Source organism: Ornithinibacillus salinisoli (assembly GCF_042684965.1).
GTDB lineage: Bacteria > Bacillota > Bacilli > Bacillales > Amphibacillaceae > Ornithinibacillus > Ornithinibacillus salinisoli.
Genome location: NZ_JBHUMI010000021.1, coordinates 77,243 through 95,845 on the forward strand (window position 1 = coordinate 77,243; position 18,603 = coordinate 95,845).

At 34.1% G+C, this 18,603-nt stretch carries 19 protein-coding genes; 13 read left to right on the top strand and 6 right to left on the bottom strand.

From position 1 onward, the window contains the following. Positions 1-67 precede the first annotated feature (67 nt). The 6 genes from gyrB to dnaA all read right to left on the bottom strand — a co-directional run bounded on the left by gyrB (position 68) and on the right by dnaA (position 6,539). Positions 68-1,993: a DNA topoisomerase (ATP-hydrolyzing) subunit B gene (gyrB, locus tag ACFSTA_RS18225; RefSeq protein ID WP_377558267.1), complete on the bottom strand. Its 1,926-nt coding sequence runs from the start codon at positions 1,991-1,993 to the stop codon at positions 68-70. Positions 1,994-2,020: 27 nt separating this feature from the next. Continuing rightward, entirely contained in the window at positions 2,021-2,299 is a 279-nt protein-coding gene (remB, locus tag ACFSTA_RS18230; protein WP_377558268.1) for an extracellular matrix regulator RemB, read from the bottom strand. A 2-nt stretch (positions 2,300-2,301) separates the two neighbouring features. Then, a complete protein-coding gene (gene recF, locus ACFSTA_RS18235; protein WP_377558269.1) occupies positions 2,302-3,423 on the bottom strand; it encodes a DNA replication/repair protein RecF in 1,122 nt (373 codons plus the stop codon). A 35-nt stretch (positions 3,424-3,458) separates the two neighbouring features. Continuing rightward, a complete protein-coding gene (gene yaaA, locus ACFSTA_RS18240) occupies positions 3,459-3,683 on the bottom strand; it encodes a S4 domain-containing protein YaaA (protein WP_377558270.1) in 225 nt (74 codons plus the stop codon). 187 nt (positions 3,684-3,870) lie between these two features. After that, positions 3,871-5,007 (bottom strand): DNA polymerase III subunit beta, encoded by a 1,137-nt coding sequence (gene dnaN / locus ACFSTA_RS18245; RefSeq protein ID WP_377558271.1) that lies wholly within the window; start codon positions 5,005-5,007, stop codon positions 3,871-3,873. A 185-nt stretch (positions 5,008-5,192) separates the two neighbouring features. Further along, positions 5,193-6,539: a chromosomal replication initiator protein DnaA gene (gene dnaA / locus ACFSTA_RS18250; protein WP_377558272.1), complete on the bottom strand. Its 1,347-nt coding sequence runs from the start codon at positions 6,537-6,539 to the stop codon at positions 5,193-5,195. A 647-nt stretch (positions 6,540-7,186) separates the two neighbouring features. Here dnaA and rpmH point away from each other — a divergent pair. The 13 genes from rpmH to ACFSTA_RS18315 all read left to right on the top strand — a co-directional run bounded on the left by rpmH (position 7,187) and on the right by ACFSTA_RS18315 (position 18,528). Then, on the top strand, positions 7,187-7,321 hold the full coding sequence (rpmH, locus tag ACFSTA_RS18255; RefSeq protein ID WP_019377820.1) for a 50S ribosomal protein L34: 135 nt from the start codon (positions 7,187-7,189) through the stop codon (positions 7,319-7,321). Between the two features lie 133 nt (positions 7,322-7,454). Further along, on the top strand, positions 7,455-7,796 hold the full coding sequence (gene rnpA / locus ACFSTA_RS18260) for a ribonuclease P protein component (RefSeq protein ID WP_377558273.1): 342 nt from the start codon (positions 7,455-7,457) through the stop codon (positions 7,794-7,796). 142 nt (positions 7,797-7,938) lie between these two features. After that, complete coding sequence (gene spoIIIJ / locus ACFSTA_RS18265; RefSeq protein WP_377558274.1) at positions 7,939-8,712, top strand: YidC family membrane integrase SpoIIIJ; 774 nt, start codon at positions 7,939-7,941, stop codon at positions 8,710-8,712. Beyond that, the gene (gene jag, locus ACFSTA_RS18270; RefSeq protein ID WP_377558275.1) at positions 8,709-9,323 is read left to right on the top strand and encodes an RNA-binding cell elongation regulator Jag/EloR; all 615 of its coding nucleotides are present in this window, start codon (positions 8,709-8,711) and stop codon (positions 9,321-9,323) included. The genes spoIIIJ and jag overlap by 4 nt, the downstream gene beginning before the upstream one ends. 110 nt (positions 9,324-9,433) lie before the next feature. Further along, entirely contained in the window at positions 9,434-9,703 is a 270-nt protein-coding gene (locus ACFSTA_RS18275; RefSeq protein ID WP_377558276.1) for a hypothetical protein, read from the top strand. Between the two features lie 43 nt (positions 9,704-9,746). After that, positions 9,747-9,986: a YozQ family protein gene (locus ACFSTA_RS18280; RefSeq protein WP_377558277.1), complete on the top strand. Its 240-nt coding sequence runs from the start codon at positions 9,747-9,749 to the stop codon at positions 9,984-9,986. Between the two features lie 213 nt (positions 9,987-10,199). After that, positions 10,200-11,576, top strand: coding sequence for a tRNA uridine-5-carboxymethylaminomethyl(34) synthesis GTPase MnmE (gene mnmE / locus ACFSTA_RS18285; protein ID WP_377558349.1), 1,377 nt, complete (start codon positions 10,200-10,202; stop codon positions 11,574-11,576). A 54-nt stretch (positions 11,577-11,630) separates the two neighbouring features. Next, positions 11,631-13,520 carry a tRNA uridine-5-carboxymethylaminomethyl(34) synthesis enzyme MnmG gene (gene mnmG, locus ACFSTA_RS18290; RefSeq protein ID WP_377558278.1) on the top strand — a complete coding sequence of 630 codons (1,890 nt, stop codon included), beginning with the start codon at positions 11,631-11,633 and terminating at the stop codon, positions 13,518-13,520. A 79-nt stretch (positions 13,521-13,599) separates the two neighbouring features. Beyond that, positions 13,600-14,316, top strand: coding sequence for a 16S rRNA (guanine(527)-N(7))-methyltransferase RsmG (rsmG, locus tag ACFSTA_RS18295; protein WP_377558279.1), 717 nt, complete (start codon positions 13,600-13,602; stop codon positions 14,314-14,316). A 706-nt stretch (positions 14,317-15,022) separates the two neighbouring features. Beyond that, positions 15,023-15,883, top strand: a complete 861-nt coding sequence (gene noc, locus ACFSTA_RS18300) for a nucleoid occlusion protein (RefSeq protein ID WP_377558280.1) — start codon at positions 15,023-15,025, stop codon at positions 15,881-15,883. Between the two features lie 224 nt (positions 15,884-16,107). Beyond that, a complete protein-coding gene (locus ACFSTA_RS18305; protein WP_377558281.1) occupies positions 16,108-16,881 on the top strand; it encodes a ParA family protein in 774 nt (257 codons plus the stop codon). Continuing rightward, positions 16,862-17,698 carry a ParB/RepB/Spo0J family partition protein gene (locus ACFSTA_RS18310; RefSeq protein ID WP_377558282.1) on the top strand — a complete coding sequence of 279 codons (837 nt, stop codon included), beginning with the start codon at positions 16,862-16,864 and terminating at the stop codon, positions 17,696-17,698. The genes ACFSTA_RS18305 and ACFSTA_RS18310 overlap by 20 nt, the downstream gene beginning before the upstream one ends. A 122-nt stretch (positions 17,699-17,820) precedes the next feature. Continuing rightward, the gene (locus ACFSTA_RS18315) at positions 17,821-18,528 is read left to right on the top strand and encodes a DUF554 domain-containing protein (RefSeq protein ID WP_377558283.1); all 708 of its coding nucleotides are present in this window, start codon (positions 17,821-17,823) and stop codon (positions 18,526-18,528) included. The last annotated feature ends 75 nt before the right edge of the window (positions 18,529-18,603 follow it).

An 18,603-nucleotide genomic window follows, 5' to 3' on the forward strand; every position in this document is an offset into this window, starting at 1 on the left:
ATAAGAAAAACGCTTCACGCGTTTTTCCGAATTTCTCTTTAATGGCAAAGTTCGTTAAAAGATAATTTTAAATATCTAAGTTTTTTACATAACGGGCATTTTCTTCAATAAAGTGACGACGTGGTTCAACTTTATCACCCATTAACATATCAAATATATTATCCGCTTCAATTGCATCTGTTAATTCTACTTGAAGTAATGTACGATTTTCAGGATCCATCGTGGTTTCCCATAATTGTGTCGCATTCATTTCTCCAAGACCTTTGTATCGTTGTAATCCAGGTTTCGGTGCTTTTGGTAATTCTTCTAATATACGATCAAGCTCTTTATCATCATATGCATAATGAACTGCTTTACCTTGTTGCACTTTATATAGTGGTGGTTGGGCAATATAAATATAGCCATTTTCGATTAACGGACGCATAAACCGATAGAAAAATGTTAATAGTAAGATACGTATATGAGCACCATCGACATCTGCATCTGTCATTATGACTATTTTATGGTAACGAGCTTTAGTAATATCAAAATCATCTGCTATACCTGCCCCTAATGCTGTGATCATAGAACGCACTTCATTATTTGATAGAATTCGATCTAGACGTGCCTTCTCTACATTAAGAATCTTCCCTCGTAATGGAAGGATTGCTTGGAAATGCCGATCTCTACCTTGTTTAGCAGAACCTCCTGCAGAGTCACCCTCTACAATATACAATTCGCTTATTTCAGCATCCTTTGAAGAACAATCGGCTAATTTACCAGGTAAATTAGAAACCTCTAGTGCACTTTTTCTACGAGTTAAATCACGTGCCTTTTTAGCTGCTGCACGTGCTCTTGAAGCCATTAATCCTTTTTCAACAATAATTTTTGCTACAGATGGATTTTCATATAGAAACTTAGAAAAAGTTTCACTAAATATGGAATCCGTTATTGTACGAACCTCACTATTACCTAGTTTGGTTTTTGTTTGCCCTTCAAACTGTGGATCCGGATGCTTAACAGAAATAATAGCTGTCATACCTTCACGCACATCATCGCCTGTTAGATTAGGATCGCTTTCTTTAAACAAGTTATTTTTACGTGCATAGTCATTAATGACCCGTGTTAAACCTGTTTTAAATCCAGACTCGTGAGTCCCACCTTCATACGTACTAATATTATTTGCAAAGGAGTAGATGTTACTAGCAAACCCATCATTGTACTGAATTGATACATCAACGGCTATGCCTTGTTCTTCACCTTCAGCAAAAAATGGTTCGTGCAGCACTTCTTTATTACGGTTAATGTATTCCACGTATTCAGCAATTCCACCTTCATAATGGAATGTTTGTGGTTCTTCTTCAATTCGTTTATCTTCAATCGTAATTTTAATTCCCTTATTTAAAAATGCTAATTCACGTAAACGATGAACTAATGTATCTAAATTATAGGTAGTAGTTTCAGTGAAAATTTCAGGATCTGGTTTAAAATGTGTCGTTGTACCAGTAACATCTGTTTCACCAATAACTTTTATTTCATTTTGAGGAACACCACGTTCGAAACCGATAAAGTGGATTTTACCATCAAGATGAACATATACTTCCAAATTAGTTGAAAGTGCATTAACAACGGACGCACCTACACCATGGAGACCACCCGAAACTTTATAGCCTCCACCGCCAAATTTACCACCAGCATGTAGTACAGTCATAATAACTTCTACTGCTGGTTTTCCAGTCTTTTTCTGAATACCAACAGGAATTCCACGGCCATTATCTTTTACAGTAATACTGTTATCTTTTTCAATAATTACTTGAATATGATCGCAATAGCCTGCTAAAGCCTCATCAATACTATTATCTACAATTTCCCATACTAGATGATGAAGACCTTTCTCACTTGTTGAACCAATATACATACCAGGTCTTTTTCGAACGGCTTCTAGACCTTCTAATACTTGTATCTGGTCGGCATTATATGCTTGTTCATTATTCACTACATCTTTCATTGACATGCTTCCACCTACATTTCTTTTTGCGAATTATTCAAGCTCAAGTTCGTCTGAATAATCATCAAGTTTACTTATTGTTGCTATCATGCTTGCTCGTTTCTTTAAAGTTGTAACAGATAACGTACTCAAGTAGATGACGTTATGCGTTATCACAACTGACTTTACATCTTCAGAAGGTCCAATAATATCTTTCGCTCTCTCCGTCATCATTTCTTCCATAATGGATGACGAAGTAACGACACTTTGATCAATTATTGTAATAATATCACTTGATCTAATTACATTATCGTTCCCAATATGAATAAACATTTTTATCCTTCCACCTTTCTTACATTTCCGTTAGACACATTAAATAGCTCAGCTTTATTTAATGTTTCATGGTTTATACCATCTACACTCGTGGTGGATACAAATGTTTGAACTTTACCTTGAATTGTATTTAATAAATGGGATTGTCTATAATCATCCAACTCACTTAAAACATCATCAAGAAGTAAAATGGGATATTCACCAACTTCATTATAAATTAATTCGATCTCTGCAAGTTTAACCGATAACGCAGTTGTCCGTTGTTGTCCCTGTGATCCGTATGTTTGAACATCCTTGCCATTCACATAGAAAATCAAATCATCTCGATGAGGTCCTACTAATGTTGTACCCCTATCAATTTCCTTCGTTTCCACTTCTTGGAATTTTTCTAGATAGATAGCTTCTATTTTCTCCCTATTTGCATCTTCTAATACTTCTATCGTAGGAGAATATTGTATATCTAGTCGTTCTAACTCACGACTTATACCATGGTGTATGGGACAAGCCCACTTTCGAAGTAGTTTTAAGAATACAAAGCGACGTTCTAAAATAGTAGCAGCATGTTCGATTAGTTGCTCTGTCATCACTCGTAGCATTGTTTTATCTTGATTTTTCTTATATTGCATTTGTTTTAATAAATGATTGCGTTGCTTTAATACTTTTTGATATTGCCCTAAATGATAAATATATTTGGGTTGAATTTGCCCAAGTTCCATATCGATAAACCGTCTACGAATCTGTGGGGAGCCTTTTACTAAAGACAAATCTTCTGGGGCAAACATAACGACATTTAACGAACCAATATAGTCACTCAATCGTTTTTGTTCTATTCGATTTAGTTTCGCCTTTTTCCCTTTTGTTGAAATAACAATTTCCAGGGGAAACGTTTGATTCCGTTTTGTCACACTACCTTCAATTTTAGCATATTCCTTTTCCCATTGTATCAACTCTTTTTCACGAGGGGTTCGATGAGATTTCGTAAATGCAATTAAATAAATAGCTTCCATCAAATTTGTTTTCCCTTGGGCATTTTCACCAATAATGACATTGACTTTATCATCAAATGTGATATCCAACTGATCATAGTTTCGGTAATTTCTTAATTTTAAATTGTTAATATGCATGCAAATTCCTCATTTACAATCGAACGAAATAAAAGCTATTCTTCCTTTTTTACTGCAATATAGGACCCAATTCCTTCCACTTCCACAATATCGCCAGGATAGATTTTCCTTCCACGTCGATGTTCTAGTTCTCCATTTACGGTCGCACCTTGATCTTGAAGAAAGGCTTTAACCATTCCACCTGAATCTAAAACATTGGCAAGTTTTACGAATTGCCCTAAAGGTATATACTCTGTTTTGATTTCAATTTTTTCATGCATTTTTATCACCAAATTTCTTTTCATCGTGTTCAGATGTTCCATATATCTATTTTACTAAAGTTTTCGGGTTTAGGAAAGGAAACACACTATAAATGTATAAAATGCCCTTAAAACCGCTTAAAATTAATTTTGTAAATAAAGAAAAGCTCTTATCAATACAAAAATAAGAGCTTTTTCTCATTATCATTTAATATGTTCTTACAGGAAGAATTAACTGTAAAATGGATTCATCATTCTCCGGTCGAATAATAAATGGTCGCATTGCTCCAGTAAAATCTATATTTACTTCGTCTACTTCCATCGCTTTTAATGCATCTAGCATATATTTTGAGCTAAATGAAATTTTTAATTCTTCTCCTTCAAAAGATTGAACAGATATTTCCTCTGTAACTTTTCCTACCTCAGGAGAATTACTTGAGATTTCTACTACGTTATTTTCCATAGTCGTTAATCGAACAACATTATTATGTTCTTCTTTTGCTAAAAGAGAAGCACGATCTATTGTATTAAGTAATTCTTTTGTATTCGCATGAATCGTTGTTTTACTTTGTTCTGGTATTAATCTAGATGTTTCCGGGTAATTGCCATCAAGAATACGAGATAAGAAAATTAAATGTTTTGTTCGAAATAATATTTGGTTATTAGTAACACTAATTTCTACTGTTTCTTCTGTATCATCTAAGATTTTATTTAATTCATTTAAACTTTTTCCTGGAATAACAACACTTAAATCATTCATGCCTTCTGCTTTAACTACAATTTCACGGGATGCGAGTCGATGGCTATCAGTCGCCGTAAAGCTTAATTTACCATCATGTAATTTTACATTAACACCCGTTAATATTGGTCTTGTTTCCATCGTAGAAACAGCGAAAACAGTTTGTTTAATTAAACTTTTTAAAATATCAATAGGCATTTCAAAACTTTCATCTGTTTGTAATTTAGGAAGATGTGGATATTCTTCTGCATCTTGACCATTTAAATTAAATTCCGCTTTCCCTGATCGAATGGTAACTTTTAGATTTTCATCTACTTCCAATTCAACAGTTTGTTCTGGTAGTTTACGAACGATATCTGGAAAATATTTTGCTTGAAGGACAATACTTCCTTCTTCGATATTCTCAACATGAACCATTCCATCCTCTTCAGCTGGAATATAGGATTCAATCGAAATATCAGAATTACTACCTGTTAATGTTATGCCATGTTCTTTAGCTTCAATTTTCATCCCCGTTAAGATAGGAATTGCTGTTCGACTGGATATTGCTTTCATTACATCTTGTACACTTGCAATTAATTGATTTCGTTGAATGATAAATTTCATTTTAAAATCCTCCTAAATGGAAGTATATATATTTATTTTATTTATAAAAATATAGTAATAATAGTAATAAGGCTTGTGATTATGTGGATAACTGTATTAACCATATATAAAATAAGGTTATCCACATGTGTATAAGATGTTCATAAGCATGCACTACTTATTCACGCTATTCACATGTGGATATGCTAGATTGATTTTATTTGTTCTTTGATTTCTTCGATTTCTCTACTTAGTAAAGTATCATTTTCCATCATTTTGGATATTTTTTCATGAGCATGTATAACAGTAGTATGGTCACGGCCACCAAATTCTTCTCCTATTTTAGGGAGAGAAAAATCGGTCATTTCTCGAGAAAGATACATAGCAATTTGTCTAGGAAAAGCAATAGACTTTGTTCGTTTCTTTGCTAGAAAATCGTCTAATTTTACACTATATTTCTCCCCAACAACTTCCATAATACCTTTTATTGTCACGACTCTTGGCTTACTACTAGGAATGATATCTTTTAAAGCATCTGCTGCTAGTGCTGCGTCAATATCTCTATTTACTAAAGATGAATAGGCAACAACACGGATTAATGCTCCCTCAAGCTCACGAATGTTTGTATCAATTTGATTAGCAATATAGAGCATGACTTCATTAGGAATATCTAGCCCTTCAGCTTTCGCTTTTTTTGTTAAAATAGCAATTCGTGTTTCTAAATCAGGTGGCGTAATATCAGTAATTAATCCCCATTCAAAACGTGATCTTAGTCGATCCTCTAGTGTTGGAATTTCTTTTGGCGGACGATCACTAGATATAATAATTTGTTTATTTGCTTCATGTAATGCATTAAACGTATGGAAGAATTCTTCCTGTGTAGACTCTTTACCAGCTATGAATTGAATATCATCAATCAAAAGAATATCAACATTACGGTACTTATTCCGAAAATTGATTGTTTTATTATCCATGATGGCATTAATAAATTCATTGGTAAATTTCTCTGACGATAAGTAAACAACCTTAGCATCTTTTTTATGTTCACGAACATAATGTCCAATTGCATGCATTAAGTGAGTTTTGCCTAGTCCAACTCCTCCATATATGAAAAGCGGATTGTATGCCTTTGCTGGTGCTTCGGCTACTGCTAAAGAAGCTGCATGTGCAAACCTGTTTCCAGATCCAATAACAAATGTATCAAAGGTATATTTCGGGTTAAGCATAGTTTTAGTAGTATCTTGTTGATCATCATTTGCCTGTGTAATCTTTTTGGGTTCTGGATTAACTTCTTCCTCATGTATTGATTCAGGAATAATAAATTTAATTGTTAAATTAGCACCTGTTATTTCAACTAATATTGTAGAAATTAATTGCGTATATTGTTCTTCTAACCAGTCTCTTGCAAATTCATTTGGAGCACTTATTGTTATAGTGTTTCCTTCAAGAGATTCTGCTTTTGTGTTTTTTAACCATGTCTCAAAGCTAGGTTTACTTATTTTTTCTTCTATTTTTTTAAGTGTTGCTTCCCATAATTCACCGATGTTTTCCAAGCTGGTTTCACCCCTCTCCAATCATTTTTTAAAAGGTAGTAATAAAAAAAAGTTTTTGAAATAATATAGAATAGACGTCTATATATAGAAAAAAAGACGAAAAAAGCCTATCTCCATACGATGTTCTTATGATCATAGGCCATGAAAGATAGAAAAGTATATCATTTTTTCTATTTTATTGTAGAAAACAGATGTGGATAATTTAAGTAGTGAAGGAGATAGCTTTATAAAAGTTATTATCACTATCCACATTTTTGTTGATAACCCTATAAACAGAGTGTGAATTAATATCCACAGGTTATCCACATTCTGTGCATAACTATAAACGCGTTATGAATTATTAACATGTTAAAACACAACTATAATATCAAAAAAAAGCTAAGACTGCAATGTTTTTTCGACACTTATCCACAAATTCCATCTGTTGTAGACAAAAACTATCCACACTACTATATTTTGTGATTATCTTGTCGATAAAGACTGTGGACAATATTGAAGCTGGAAATGTAAAAAACAGTGGATTGTGGATAAAAGTAGAAGTTGACAGATGCAGGGTGTTTTAAGTATAATTACAAAGACTGTCTACTGGATAGACATTTAAATTTGATATTGGATTTTAAGTGTTCCTTTTGGGAGGTGCAAGATAAATGAAAAGAACGTTTCAACCAAATAATCGTAAACGTAAAAAAGTGCATGGCTTTCGTACGCGTATGAGCACAAAAAACGGACGTAAAGTTCTAGCTCGTCGTCGTCGTAAAGGAAGAAAAGTATTGTCTGCATAGGCCGCTGAATCAATCAGTGGTCTTTTTTACGAATAGAATTGTAAGCAATGGTTCAAAATGGTTGATAGCCACTTTTGGATCCACTTGCTTACTGATTACATAAATGGTTTTAGAGCGATAAGGTGATTGATATATGAAAAAAGCGTTTCGTGTAAAAGATAATAAGGAATTTCAACAAATTTTTAAAAACGGTAGATCTTTTGCTAATCGCCAACTTGTTATATATTATAAGAAGATTCCGGATCAACAGCATTTTCGTGTTGGTCTATCGGTTGGGAAGAAAATTGGAAACGCCGTCACTAGAAATCGTATCAAAAGGTACTTGCGTGAAGCTTTTCGTGAGCTAGAACCACAAATTGAATCTACTTACGATATCGTGATTATAGCGAGACAACCAACGAAACAAATGGAGTATCGGGAATTTAAAAAGAGCTTAACGCACTTACTAATGAAAGAACGATTATTAAAAAAATAAATCATTATTAGTTTAATATAGAATCTAGTACGTAATTCATGTAAAATAAAATGGTACGAGAATTAAAAATTAAACTTTTAAAATAGATATATTTATTGTGATCTCAAAGGTTTTGTTTTTATTAGTTAGGAGGAAACATACATTGCGTAAAAAAATATTTTTGCTAGTAGTTTTAATAGGACTAGCAGCGTTACTCTCTGGTTGTATGGATATTGATGAACCGATAAATGCTGAGAGTACAGGGATTTGGAATAAATACTTTGTTCATCCATTGTCATTGCTACTTATCTTTTTTGCAGAGTTATTTTCACCTGAGAATTTTGGTATGGCAATTATACTTGTCACTGTTATTATTCGCTTAGTATTATTACCATTAAACGTAAAGCAACTTAAAAGTTCAAAAGCTATGCAGGATATTCAACCAGAATTAAAAGAGTTGCAAAAAAAATACAGTTCGAAAGATGCAAATACGCAACAAAAACTCCAGCAGGAAACAATGTCATTGTTCCAAAAGCATGGGGTTAACCCACTTGCTGGTTGTTTGCCTATATTTGTACAAATGCCGGTATTGATTGCAATTTACCATGCAATAATGCGAACAGATGCAATAGATGGTCATAGTTTCTTATGGTTTGCATTGGATAAAGCTGATCCATATTTCATCCTACCATTAATAGCTGGAGGAGCTACATTCCTGCAGCAGAAGTTAATGATGGCTGGAAGTCCAGCTGCTCAAAACCCACAAATGATGGTAATGCTTTATGTGATGCCGATCATGATTGGTGTCTTTGCCGTATTCTTCCCAGCAGCATTAGCATTGTACTGGGTAGTAGGTAATATATTTATGGTTGTACAAACTATTTTCATTCGTAAACCAATGATGAAAAATGTTAGTACTGGAGGAGACAAAAAGTGAGACAAATAACTGCTAGTGGACAAACGGTTGAAGAAGCGGTCCAAACAGCATTAGAGCAGTTAAACACAACAAAGGACCAAGTAGAAATTGATGTTATTGATGAAGGAAAAAAAGGTCTTCTTGGTATATTCGGATCAAAACGATCAATTGTAAAAGTAACTATTGTTAAAAATCAAGTGCAGGAAACAGAACTCTTTCTGAAAAACGTGGTACGTAACATGAATGTAGAGGCAGATATTACAACGACTATCGAAGAAAACCATGTTACATTTGATTTAACTGGAGAAAAAATTGCTTTATTAATTGGTAAACGTGGACAAACATTAAATGCATTACAATATTTAGTCCATCTTGTTTTAAATAAAGAAGGAAACCAATATTACACGGTAACATTAGATGCTGAAGGTTATCGTGGACGTAGAAAAGCAACATTGGAAACTTTAGCAGAACGAATGGCAGAAAAAGCAAAGCGAATCAATAAGAAGGTTGCCCTTGAGCCAATGCCAGCATACGAACGAAAAATTATTCATAGTATCTTGCAGGCAAGAGGAGATGTAACTACTTATTCTGATGGTGTAGAGCCACATCGTCATATCGTAATTAAACCATAATTAAAATATCGAAAGAAAAACCCCTGAAATTTTTCAGGGGTTTTTTGTATGATCAAAGCCTACTTACAAATACTATTGATGTAAAAATAGGCTTAAAGGGAGTTTAATTCGTGAATAACTTTGCTGGAAATATATTTTGTGGTGAGTTTGATCAAGTAAATAATAATTTTTATTTAAATCAAGTTAAAAATCTCCATACAGCCTCCACACTGTCCGAAAGTCAACTTATTAATTTAGTTAATTATTTAAATAAGCAAGTGGATACATGTACGATTACCGTTAATGACCAGATCCCCATTCTCCTACAGCAAGATGAAATTCAAATATTATTAAAAGAACTGGATCTGATCATGCATGAATTGGATATTCTCGATTCATAAGTATGAATTGATTGTAAACCATAAAAAGAAGGAGGTTTTTAAGATGGTTAAAAAAGAAAATCAAAATACCGTTGAAAGTGCGAAGGAAGTTGCTGATAAAACGTATGAAGCATCAGATTATAAAAGCCAAAAAACAGTAGATCAAGGTATGGCCGTTACCCATGAACAGGCGACAGATGCTTATACAGAGGGAACAGTTGATGGAAAGATTGATGCTGTTGATAAACAAACAAACTTGAAGAGTCATAATGGTGAAGATATTCCAAGAAAAGGTTTTAAGTAAATATTATGGTGTTGATAACTCAATAAATTTAAAAACGTTTATTCACATGTGGATAAACGTTTTTTTAGAAGTGAATAGTCATTGTGGATAACTTTCTTTTTAAATGAAAGTGTGATATTCTATTAAGTTAGTGACGATAAATATTTTCATGTTAATAATGTAGGTAAATGATGTGTTATAGATAAAATGTAATGGTTGGAGGTGAAGGAAATGATGGAGACAGATACAATTACTGCAATATCGACTCCAATAGGAGAAGGTGCAATTGCAATAGTAAGATTGACGGGTCCAGAAGCAATTGAGATAACTTCCAAGTTATTTGAAGGTAAGAATCTCATAAAGGTGGAGTCCCATACGATTAATTACGGGAAAATAATAGATCCGGAAACGAAAGAGGTTGCTGAAGAGGTAATGGTTTCCGTTATGCGTGGCCCGAAGACTTTTACACGTGAAGATGTTGTTGAAATTAATTGTCATGGTGGGATGGTTGCAGTTAATCGTGTGTTGGAAATCATTTTAAACCATGGTGCAAGGCTAGCAGAACCTGGTGAATTCACGAAGAGGGCCTTTTTAAATGGTAGAATTGATTTATCACAAGCAGAAGCTGTTATGGATTTAATCCGTGCTAAGACCGATAAAGCTATGTCAGTAGCATTAAAACAAATGGACGGACGTTTATCGAGTTTAATTCAAAAATATAGGCAGGATTTGTTAGAAACAGTTGCACATGTTGAAGTTAATATTGATTATCCAGAATATGATGACGTAGAAGAAATGTCACATGAAATGATGAGCCAAAAAACGAAAGAAGTACATGATGAAATTGAAGAATTGCTGCAAGTAGCTAAACAAGGGAAAATTTTGCGTGAAGGATTAGCTACGGCAATTATTGGTCGACCCAATGTAGGAAAATCATCTTTGATGAATACCCTTGTACAAGAAAATAAAGCAATTGTTACGGAAGTTCCAGGTACAACGAGAGATGTAATAGAAGAATATGTGAATGTTCGCGGTGTACCACTACGTTTAGTAGATACAGCTGGTATTCGAGAAACAGAAGATATAGTTGAAAAAATTGGTGTGGAACGTTCTAGAAAAGTATTAAAAGAGTCAGATCTTATTTTGTTTGTGTTAAATTATAATGAAGCACTTTCAGAAGAAGATAAGAAGTTATTTGAGGCAATCAAAGGATTAGAATATATTGTTATTGTGAACAAAACCGATTTGCCACAACAGTTAGATTTAGAACAAGTGAAGCAGTTTTCAGATGATAGGCCAATTGTTACTACCTCTTTAATAGAAGAAGAGGGGGTAGATGAGTTAGAATCTGCGATTGCAAAAACTTTCTTTGCTGGAGATATTGATACAGGAGATTTAACTTATGTATCGAATGTAAGGCATATCCAATTACTTAAACAAGCAAAACAAGCATTAGAAGATGCAATGTCGAGTTTAGAAATGGAAATGCCATTAGATATTGTTCAAATAGATGTAACGAGAACTTGGGAGTTTTTAGGTGAAATAATTGGGGATACTGCTAGTGACAGTCTTATTGATCAGTTATTTTCTCAGTTCTGTTTAGGGAAATAAAAATGGAGAAACATAGGTAATGTTTTTCTCCATAATAGAAAGGATTGAAAACGTATGGTATATAATGCAGGGCATTATGATACGATTGTCATTGGTGCTGGCCACGCTGGTGTTGAAGCAGGATTAGCAGCAGCAAGAATGGGTGCCAAGACGTTAATGCTAACATTAAACTTAGATATGATTGCTTTTATGCCATGTAATCCATCCATTGGTGGACCCGCAAAAGGAATCGTTGTTCGTGAAATCGATGCATTAGGCGGGGTAATGGGTAAAGTAATCGATAAAACGCATATACAAATGCGTATGTTAAATACAGGTAAAGGACCAGCTGTTCAAGCGCTTCGTGCACAGGCTGATAAACCTATGTATATTAAAGAAATGAAATATATCATAGAAAATGAACCTAATCTTACCATTCGACAAGGAATGGTGGATGAACTTATTGTTGAAGATGGCGTATGTAAGGGAGTATTAACAGAAACAAAAGCGGCTTATTATGCGGAATCGATTATTATTACAACAGGGACATTCATGCGCGGAAAAGTATTAATGGGTGATTTGGAATATGAAAGTGGTCCAAATAATCAACGACCATCCATTAAGCTATCTAAAAATCTGGAAGAACTGGGTTTTGAGATTACACGATTCAAAACCGGTACACCTCCACGTGTTAATAGTCACACGATTGATTATTCAAAAACAGAAATCCAACCAGGGGATGAAAAGCCACAAGGTTTTTCATATGAAACAACAGAATTTATAACTGATCAAATCCCTTGCTGGTTAACGTATACCAATGAGTTTACGCATAAGATTATTGATGATAATTTAGCACTTTCTGCAATGTATTCTGGGATGAAGCGTGGAACAGGTCCTCGTTATTGTCCTTCTATTGAAGATAAGATTGTACGTTTTAATGATAAACCACGTCATCAAATATTCCTAGAACCTGAAGGAAGAGATACTGAAGAGGTGTATGTACAAGGATTATCAACTTCCTTGCCGGAATCTATTCAACACGAAATGATTAAAACGGTTCCTGGGTTAGAAAATGCGCAAATTATGCGTCCTGGTTATGCAATAGAGTACGATGCAATTGTACCTACACAGCTATGGCCAACATTAGAGACGAAGAAAATTCCTGGGTTATTTACAGCTGGTCAAATTAATGGAACATCTGGATATGAAGAAGCGGCTGCACAAGGAATAATGGCAGGAATCAATGCCGCAGCAAAAGTACTTGGAAAAGACCCGGTTATTCTAGATCGTTCTCAAGCTTATATCGGGGTTCTCATTGATGATTTAGTTACAAAGGGTACAAAAGAACCATATCGCTTACTAACGTCACGAGCAGAATATCGCTTATTATTACGTCATGATAATGCTGACTTAAGATTGACAGAGATCGCTCAAAATCTAGGGTTGATTTCAGCAGAACGTTATCAAACATTTGAAGAGAAAAAACGTTTGGTAGAAGAAGAGAAAAAGCGCTTAAGAAAAATTACGATAAAGCCAACGGATGATGTGCAACAAATGTTAGAAGAAGCGAAGGCTACACCACTAAAGGAACCAACAAAAGCGTATGATCTATTAAAACGACCAGAATTGTCGTATCAATTGATCGAACGTGTCATTGAATCAAATCCTGAGGAATTATCTATGGAAGTGAAAGAGCAAGTAGAAATCCAAATTAAGTATGAGGGATATATCAAGAAAGCAAATGAACAAGTGGAGCGCATGCTTAAAATGGAAGACAAAAAAATTCCAGAACAAATTGATTATGATGATATTAGTGGTATTGCTACGGAAGCCAAGGAAAAATTAAAACAAGTTAGACCTTTATCTGTCGGTCAAGCTTCAAGGATCTCAGGTGTTAATCCATCTGATATTTCCATACTGCTTGTCTATATTGAACAAGGGAAAATAGCTAAAGTCGCTAATTAATATTTATTGCAAGAAGTCGACAAAAGTAGGAGTCGACTTCTTCTATACATACATATATGAATAAAGGAGATTGTCCTAAATGAATCCAGAACAATTTGCCGCAGAATTAATGAAACAAGGAATCGCTTTAAATAAACGACAATTAGAGCAATTTTCAATCTATTTCAAGACATTAGTTGAATGGAATGAAAAAATTAATTTGACTTCTTTGACATCACAGGAGGATGTTTATTTAAAGCATTTTTACGATTCTATTTCTGCTGCATTCTACCATGATTTCTCGAAAGAGTTACATATTTGCGATGTTGGAGCTGGTGCAGGATTCCCTAGTATCCCATTAAAAATATGTTTTCCTCATATAAAGGTAACGATTGTTGACTCATTACAAAAAAGAATTGGTTTTTTAAATCATTTAGCGACACAGCTTGAGTTAACGGAAGTTGCTTTTTATCACGATCGAGCAGAAACTTTCGGTAAGAATAGTAAATTTCGGGAGACGTTTGATCTAGTTACTGCCCGTGCTGTTGCAAGAATGTCGGTTTTAAGTGAACTATGCTTACCTTTGTGTAAGGTTAAGGGTGTTTTTATAGCCATGAAGGGCGCACAAGCTACGGATGAAATAAGTACTGCTACATCTGCAATAGAGGTATTAGGAGGAGAACTCGTTGATTCATACACGTTTACATTACCAAATGAAAATAGTGAAAGATCAATTATTGTTATAGATAAAAAACGAAAGACCCCTAAAAAATTTCCTAGAAAACCTGGCACACCAAATAAAGAACCAATTGAGTAGTTAGGAAGACTGGGACAAAAATGGTTTAGTTAAAAAATCCAAACTATGATTCAAAATTCAATGGATTTTTCTTTTGAGGTGTTTTTAAAACTTTGGTGCTAATCATAAATAAACTGTGAGCCTCCTCGAACTCCGATCTGCGGGGGCTCACCGATACCTTTCCTTCAGCAGGACAAAGGTTTTCGGTGGGGCGAGTAATCGCAGTCCCAAGGAATGCTACGTCAGCGACACATCGCACGCAGAAAAAGTGGTTTTCTTCTGAGGAGGCTGAGGCCGTGTCCAAGGAAAGCGAAGTATTAAGCTGGAGCGGTTTTATAACACTCTCGATTCAACAATTTTAAGAGAGAAAAAAGTTTCAAAGTTACTTCGCGTTTTGCATCAATTTCTATGTAAGTTCAATACTTGAAAAGGCAAGAATCTATTAGATACCAGTCTTTCATTTTTATACTTGAAGAAAGTTGTTTCATACCTTTCTTACTGTTAATATGGTAAAATAAGAAGATAAACGCTATAATATAAGTACGGTGGATGAATAGTTTAATAGTTACAAGTTTAATAGATTAATACTATTTAACACGCCTACAAGAGTACATACAACAATAATGTTTCACGTGAAACATTTTATATAAATTCTTTTCCGTACTATATTGAAAAAGAGAGTAGTCATTTTGTTTATGTTTATCTATTAGTAAAAAGGTGGTGTTTGATGGTGCATCCATTTAACCGTATATTTGGTTTAGGGGAAAAGGAAGATTCTGAGTTAGTAGAAGAATCTTATCATCACGATGAAGTTATTGAGATTCCTGTTCATATAATTGAACCGAATCGCTATCAACCAAGATCAATATTTAATGAAGAAAAAATTAAAGAACTAGCACAGACGATAAATACCCATGGAATGATCCAACCGATCGTTGTTAGAAGGATAGAAGGGGAAGATCGGTATGAAATCATTGCTGGTGAACGAAGATGGCGTGCTGTTCAATCATTAGGTTGGGAAAGCATCTCAGCAATTATTCGTGAGATGACAGATACACAAACAGCTTCCGTTGCATTAATTGAAAACCTTCAAAGAGAGGAATTAACTGTTATTGAGGAAGCCGTTGCATATGCTAAATTATTAGATATGCATCAATTGACACAGGAAGCTCTTGCACAGAGGTTAGGTAAAAATCAATCTACTATTGCAAATAAAATTCGTCTCTTAAAGCTTCCTGAAGTCGTACAGCAAGCATTATTAAATAAACAGATTACAGAAAGACATGCTAGAGCACTTATAAAATTAGATGAAGAAGAAAAACAGATTAGAATTCTTCAAGAAATTATAGAACATGAGTTAAATGTAAAACAAACAGAAGAACGAATTGCTACTATTAATCAATCAAAAGAGAAGCAGAAAAAGAAACGACCAAAGCTAAAGGGTGTTAATAAAGATATTCGTATTGCGATGAACACCATTAGACAGTCATTAAGTATGGTATCTGATACTGGAATCGAATTAGAATCAGATGAACAAGACCTAGATGATTATTATCAAATAACCATTAAGATACCGAAAAAGAAATAATCTATTTCCCTCATCTTTTTAAGGTGGGGGATTTATTTGTCACAAATAGATCGGATATAATGATTGATTTCATTGTAATTTATAAGTTGATAATGGAATTTATAGCAAAATCTATTACTTTATTAGAAAATAAATTACATATTTCTAACAAAAATTAAATTTAGTAGGATTTACACTACAAAAAGTGATAAAATAGAAAGTATATCGTTTGGGTAGGTGAAAGTATGGGGAAAATTTTATCCATCGCTAACCAGAAAGGTGGCGTAGGGAAAACAACTTCATCCGTTAACCTAAGTGCTTGTTTAGCACAATTAGGTAATAAAGTATTACTTGTGGACATTGACCCACAGGGGAATGCGACTAGTGGAGTTGGAGTAAATAAAGCAGATATGAGTCAGTGTATATATAATGTGTTAATTGAAGATTTACCGGCTAAAGAAGTGTGTGTGCCAACAAATGTGGCAAATCTAGATATAATTCCAGCAACTATTCAGCTAGCTGGAGCAGAAGTAGAGCTTGTTCCTACTATTTCACGTGAAATTAGATTGAAAAAATCATTGGAACCTTTAAAGGAAATTTATGATTATATTATCATAGATTGTCCACCATCTTTAGGACTATTAACGATTAATGCGTTAACTTCTTCAGATACGGTACTTATACCTGTACAGTGTGAGTATTATGCATTAGAGGGTCTAAGTCAATTGTTAAACACAATTCGATTAGTACAAAAACACTTGAATAAAGAGTTGATGATCGAAGGCGTACTTTTAACCATGTTTGATGCGAGAACTAACTTGGGTATTCAAGTGATTGAAGAAGTTAAAAAGTATTTCCAAGATAAAGTATATAACTCTATCATTCCTAGAAATGTAAGGTTGGGAGAAGCACCAAGTCACGGAGAACCGATTATTACGTATGACCCTAAATCAAAAGGTGCTGAAGTCTATTTAGAATTAGCGAAGGAAGTGATGCGTAATGGCGCGAGGGTTGGGTAAAGGTCTTGATGCATTTTTTCCAGAAATTGAAGAACAGTCAACAGATACTGTACAGCAAATTCCTATAAATGAATGTAGGCCAAATCCTTATCAACCTAGAAAAACGTTTGATACGGAAGCGATAGAAGAGTTAAAAGATTCCATTTTGGAATATGGCATTATTCAGCCAATAACGGTCCGAAAAAGTATTAAAGGGTTTGAAATTGTTGTAGGGGAAAGACGGTACAGAGCTGCTAAAGAAGCTGGTTTGAAAGAGATTCCAGTCATTATAAAAGACTTAACAGATGAGAAAATGATGGAATTTGCATTACTGGAAAACCTGCAGCGAGAGGACTTAACACCGATAGAAGAAGCGTATGCGTACTCTAATTTAATGAACGAATTAAAAATAACACAAGAAGAATTAGCTAAACGACTGGGGAAAAGCCGTTCTCATATCGCTAATATGGTTAGATTGTTAGGTTTGCCAGAGCAAGTAATTGCATATATTAACAATGGTGAGCTTTCGATGGGGCATGGTCGTGCACTTCTTGGAATTAAAAATAAAGAAGACATACTGCCTTTCGTTAATAAGATTCGTAATGAAAAACTAAATGTTCGTCAAGTAGAGAAACTAATTGTTTTACTAAATCAAAAGCCGAACACGAAAAAAGATAAACCGAAGAAGGATATTTTTCTAGTAGAAAGAGAATCGATATTACGAGATCGGTTAGGCACAGCGGTAACCATTCAAAAAGGGAAGCGCAAAGGCAAAATTGAAATTGAATTTTATACAGATGATGACTTAGAACGCATCATCGATGTACTGGAAAAATAAATAATAAGAAGCGTATAGGCTGGGTAGACATTATATCCCAGTCTTTATCTATACCAAAATGTTTCACGTGAAACATTTTGGTTCAATATTAATGGAATTTAATAGTTTTGGAGATGTTACATATGGCACTATACGGAACATTGGTTAATGGAGTATTAATAATTATAGGTACCTTTTTAGGATTGTTTTTCACAAAAATACCTGAAAAGTATAAGGAAACAGTAATGCATGGAATTGGGCTTGCTGTATTATTAATCGGATTACAAATGGCTTTCTCAACGGAGTCGATAATAGTCGTGTTATTAAGTTTACTTACGGGTGCCATCGTTGGCGAGTTTCTACACGTGGAAGAGGGGCTAAATCGATTAGGAAATTGGATTGGTAGTAAGTTTACAAGTGAAAACAAGAATTTCAGTGTTGCTGAAGGATTTGTTACGGCTTCCCTCATTTTTGTGATTGGTGCAATGTCAGTTATAGGTGCTTTAGATAGTGGATTACGTGGAGATCATGAAGTATTAATTACAAAGGGAGTCATTGATGGTTTTGTTGCACTTGTCTTAACAACAACTTTAGGAATCGGTATTGTTTTTTCTGTTATACCTGTTGTTTTATACCAAGGTGGAATTGCATTATTAGCAACACAGATAGAAAAATGGATTCCTGAAGCATTTTTGAATGGTTTAATTGTTGAGTTAACAGCAGTGGGTGGGTTACTAATAGTAGCTATAGGACTAAATCTATTAAAAATAGTACAAATACGTGTAGGAAATCTATTACCTTCCATTATAACGGTAGTTTTTATATATTATATCTATCAACTATTTATATAGATTACTAATTAATAAAAGTAGGCTGTTCCAATTCATATGGAACAGCCTATTTCTATAATAAAAGGGGGGGATTAA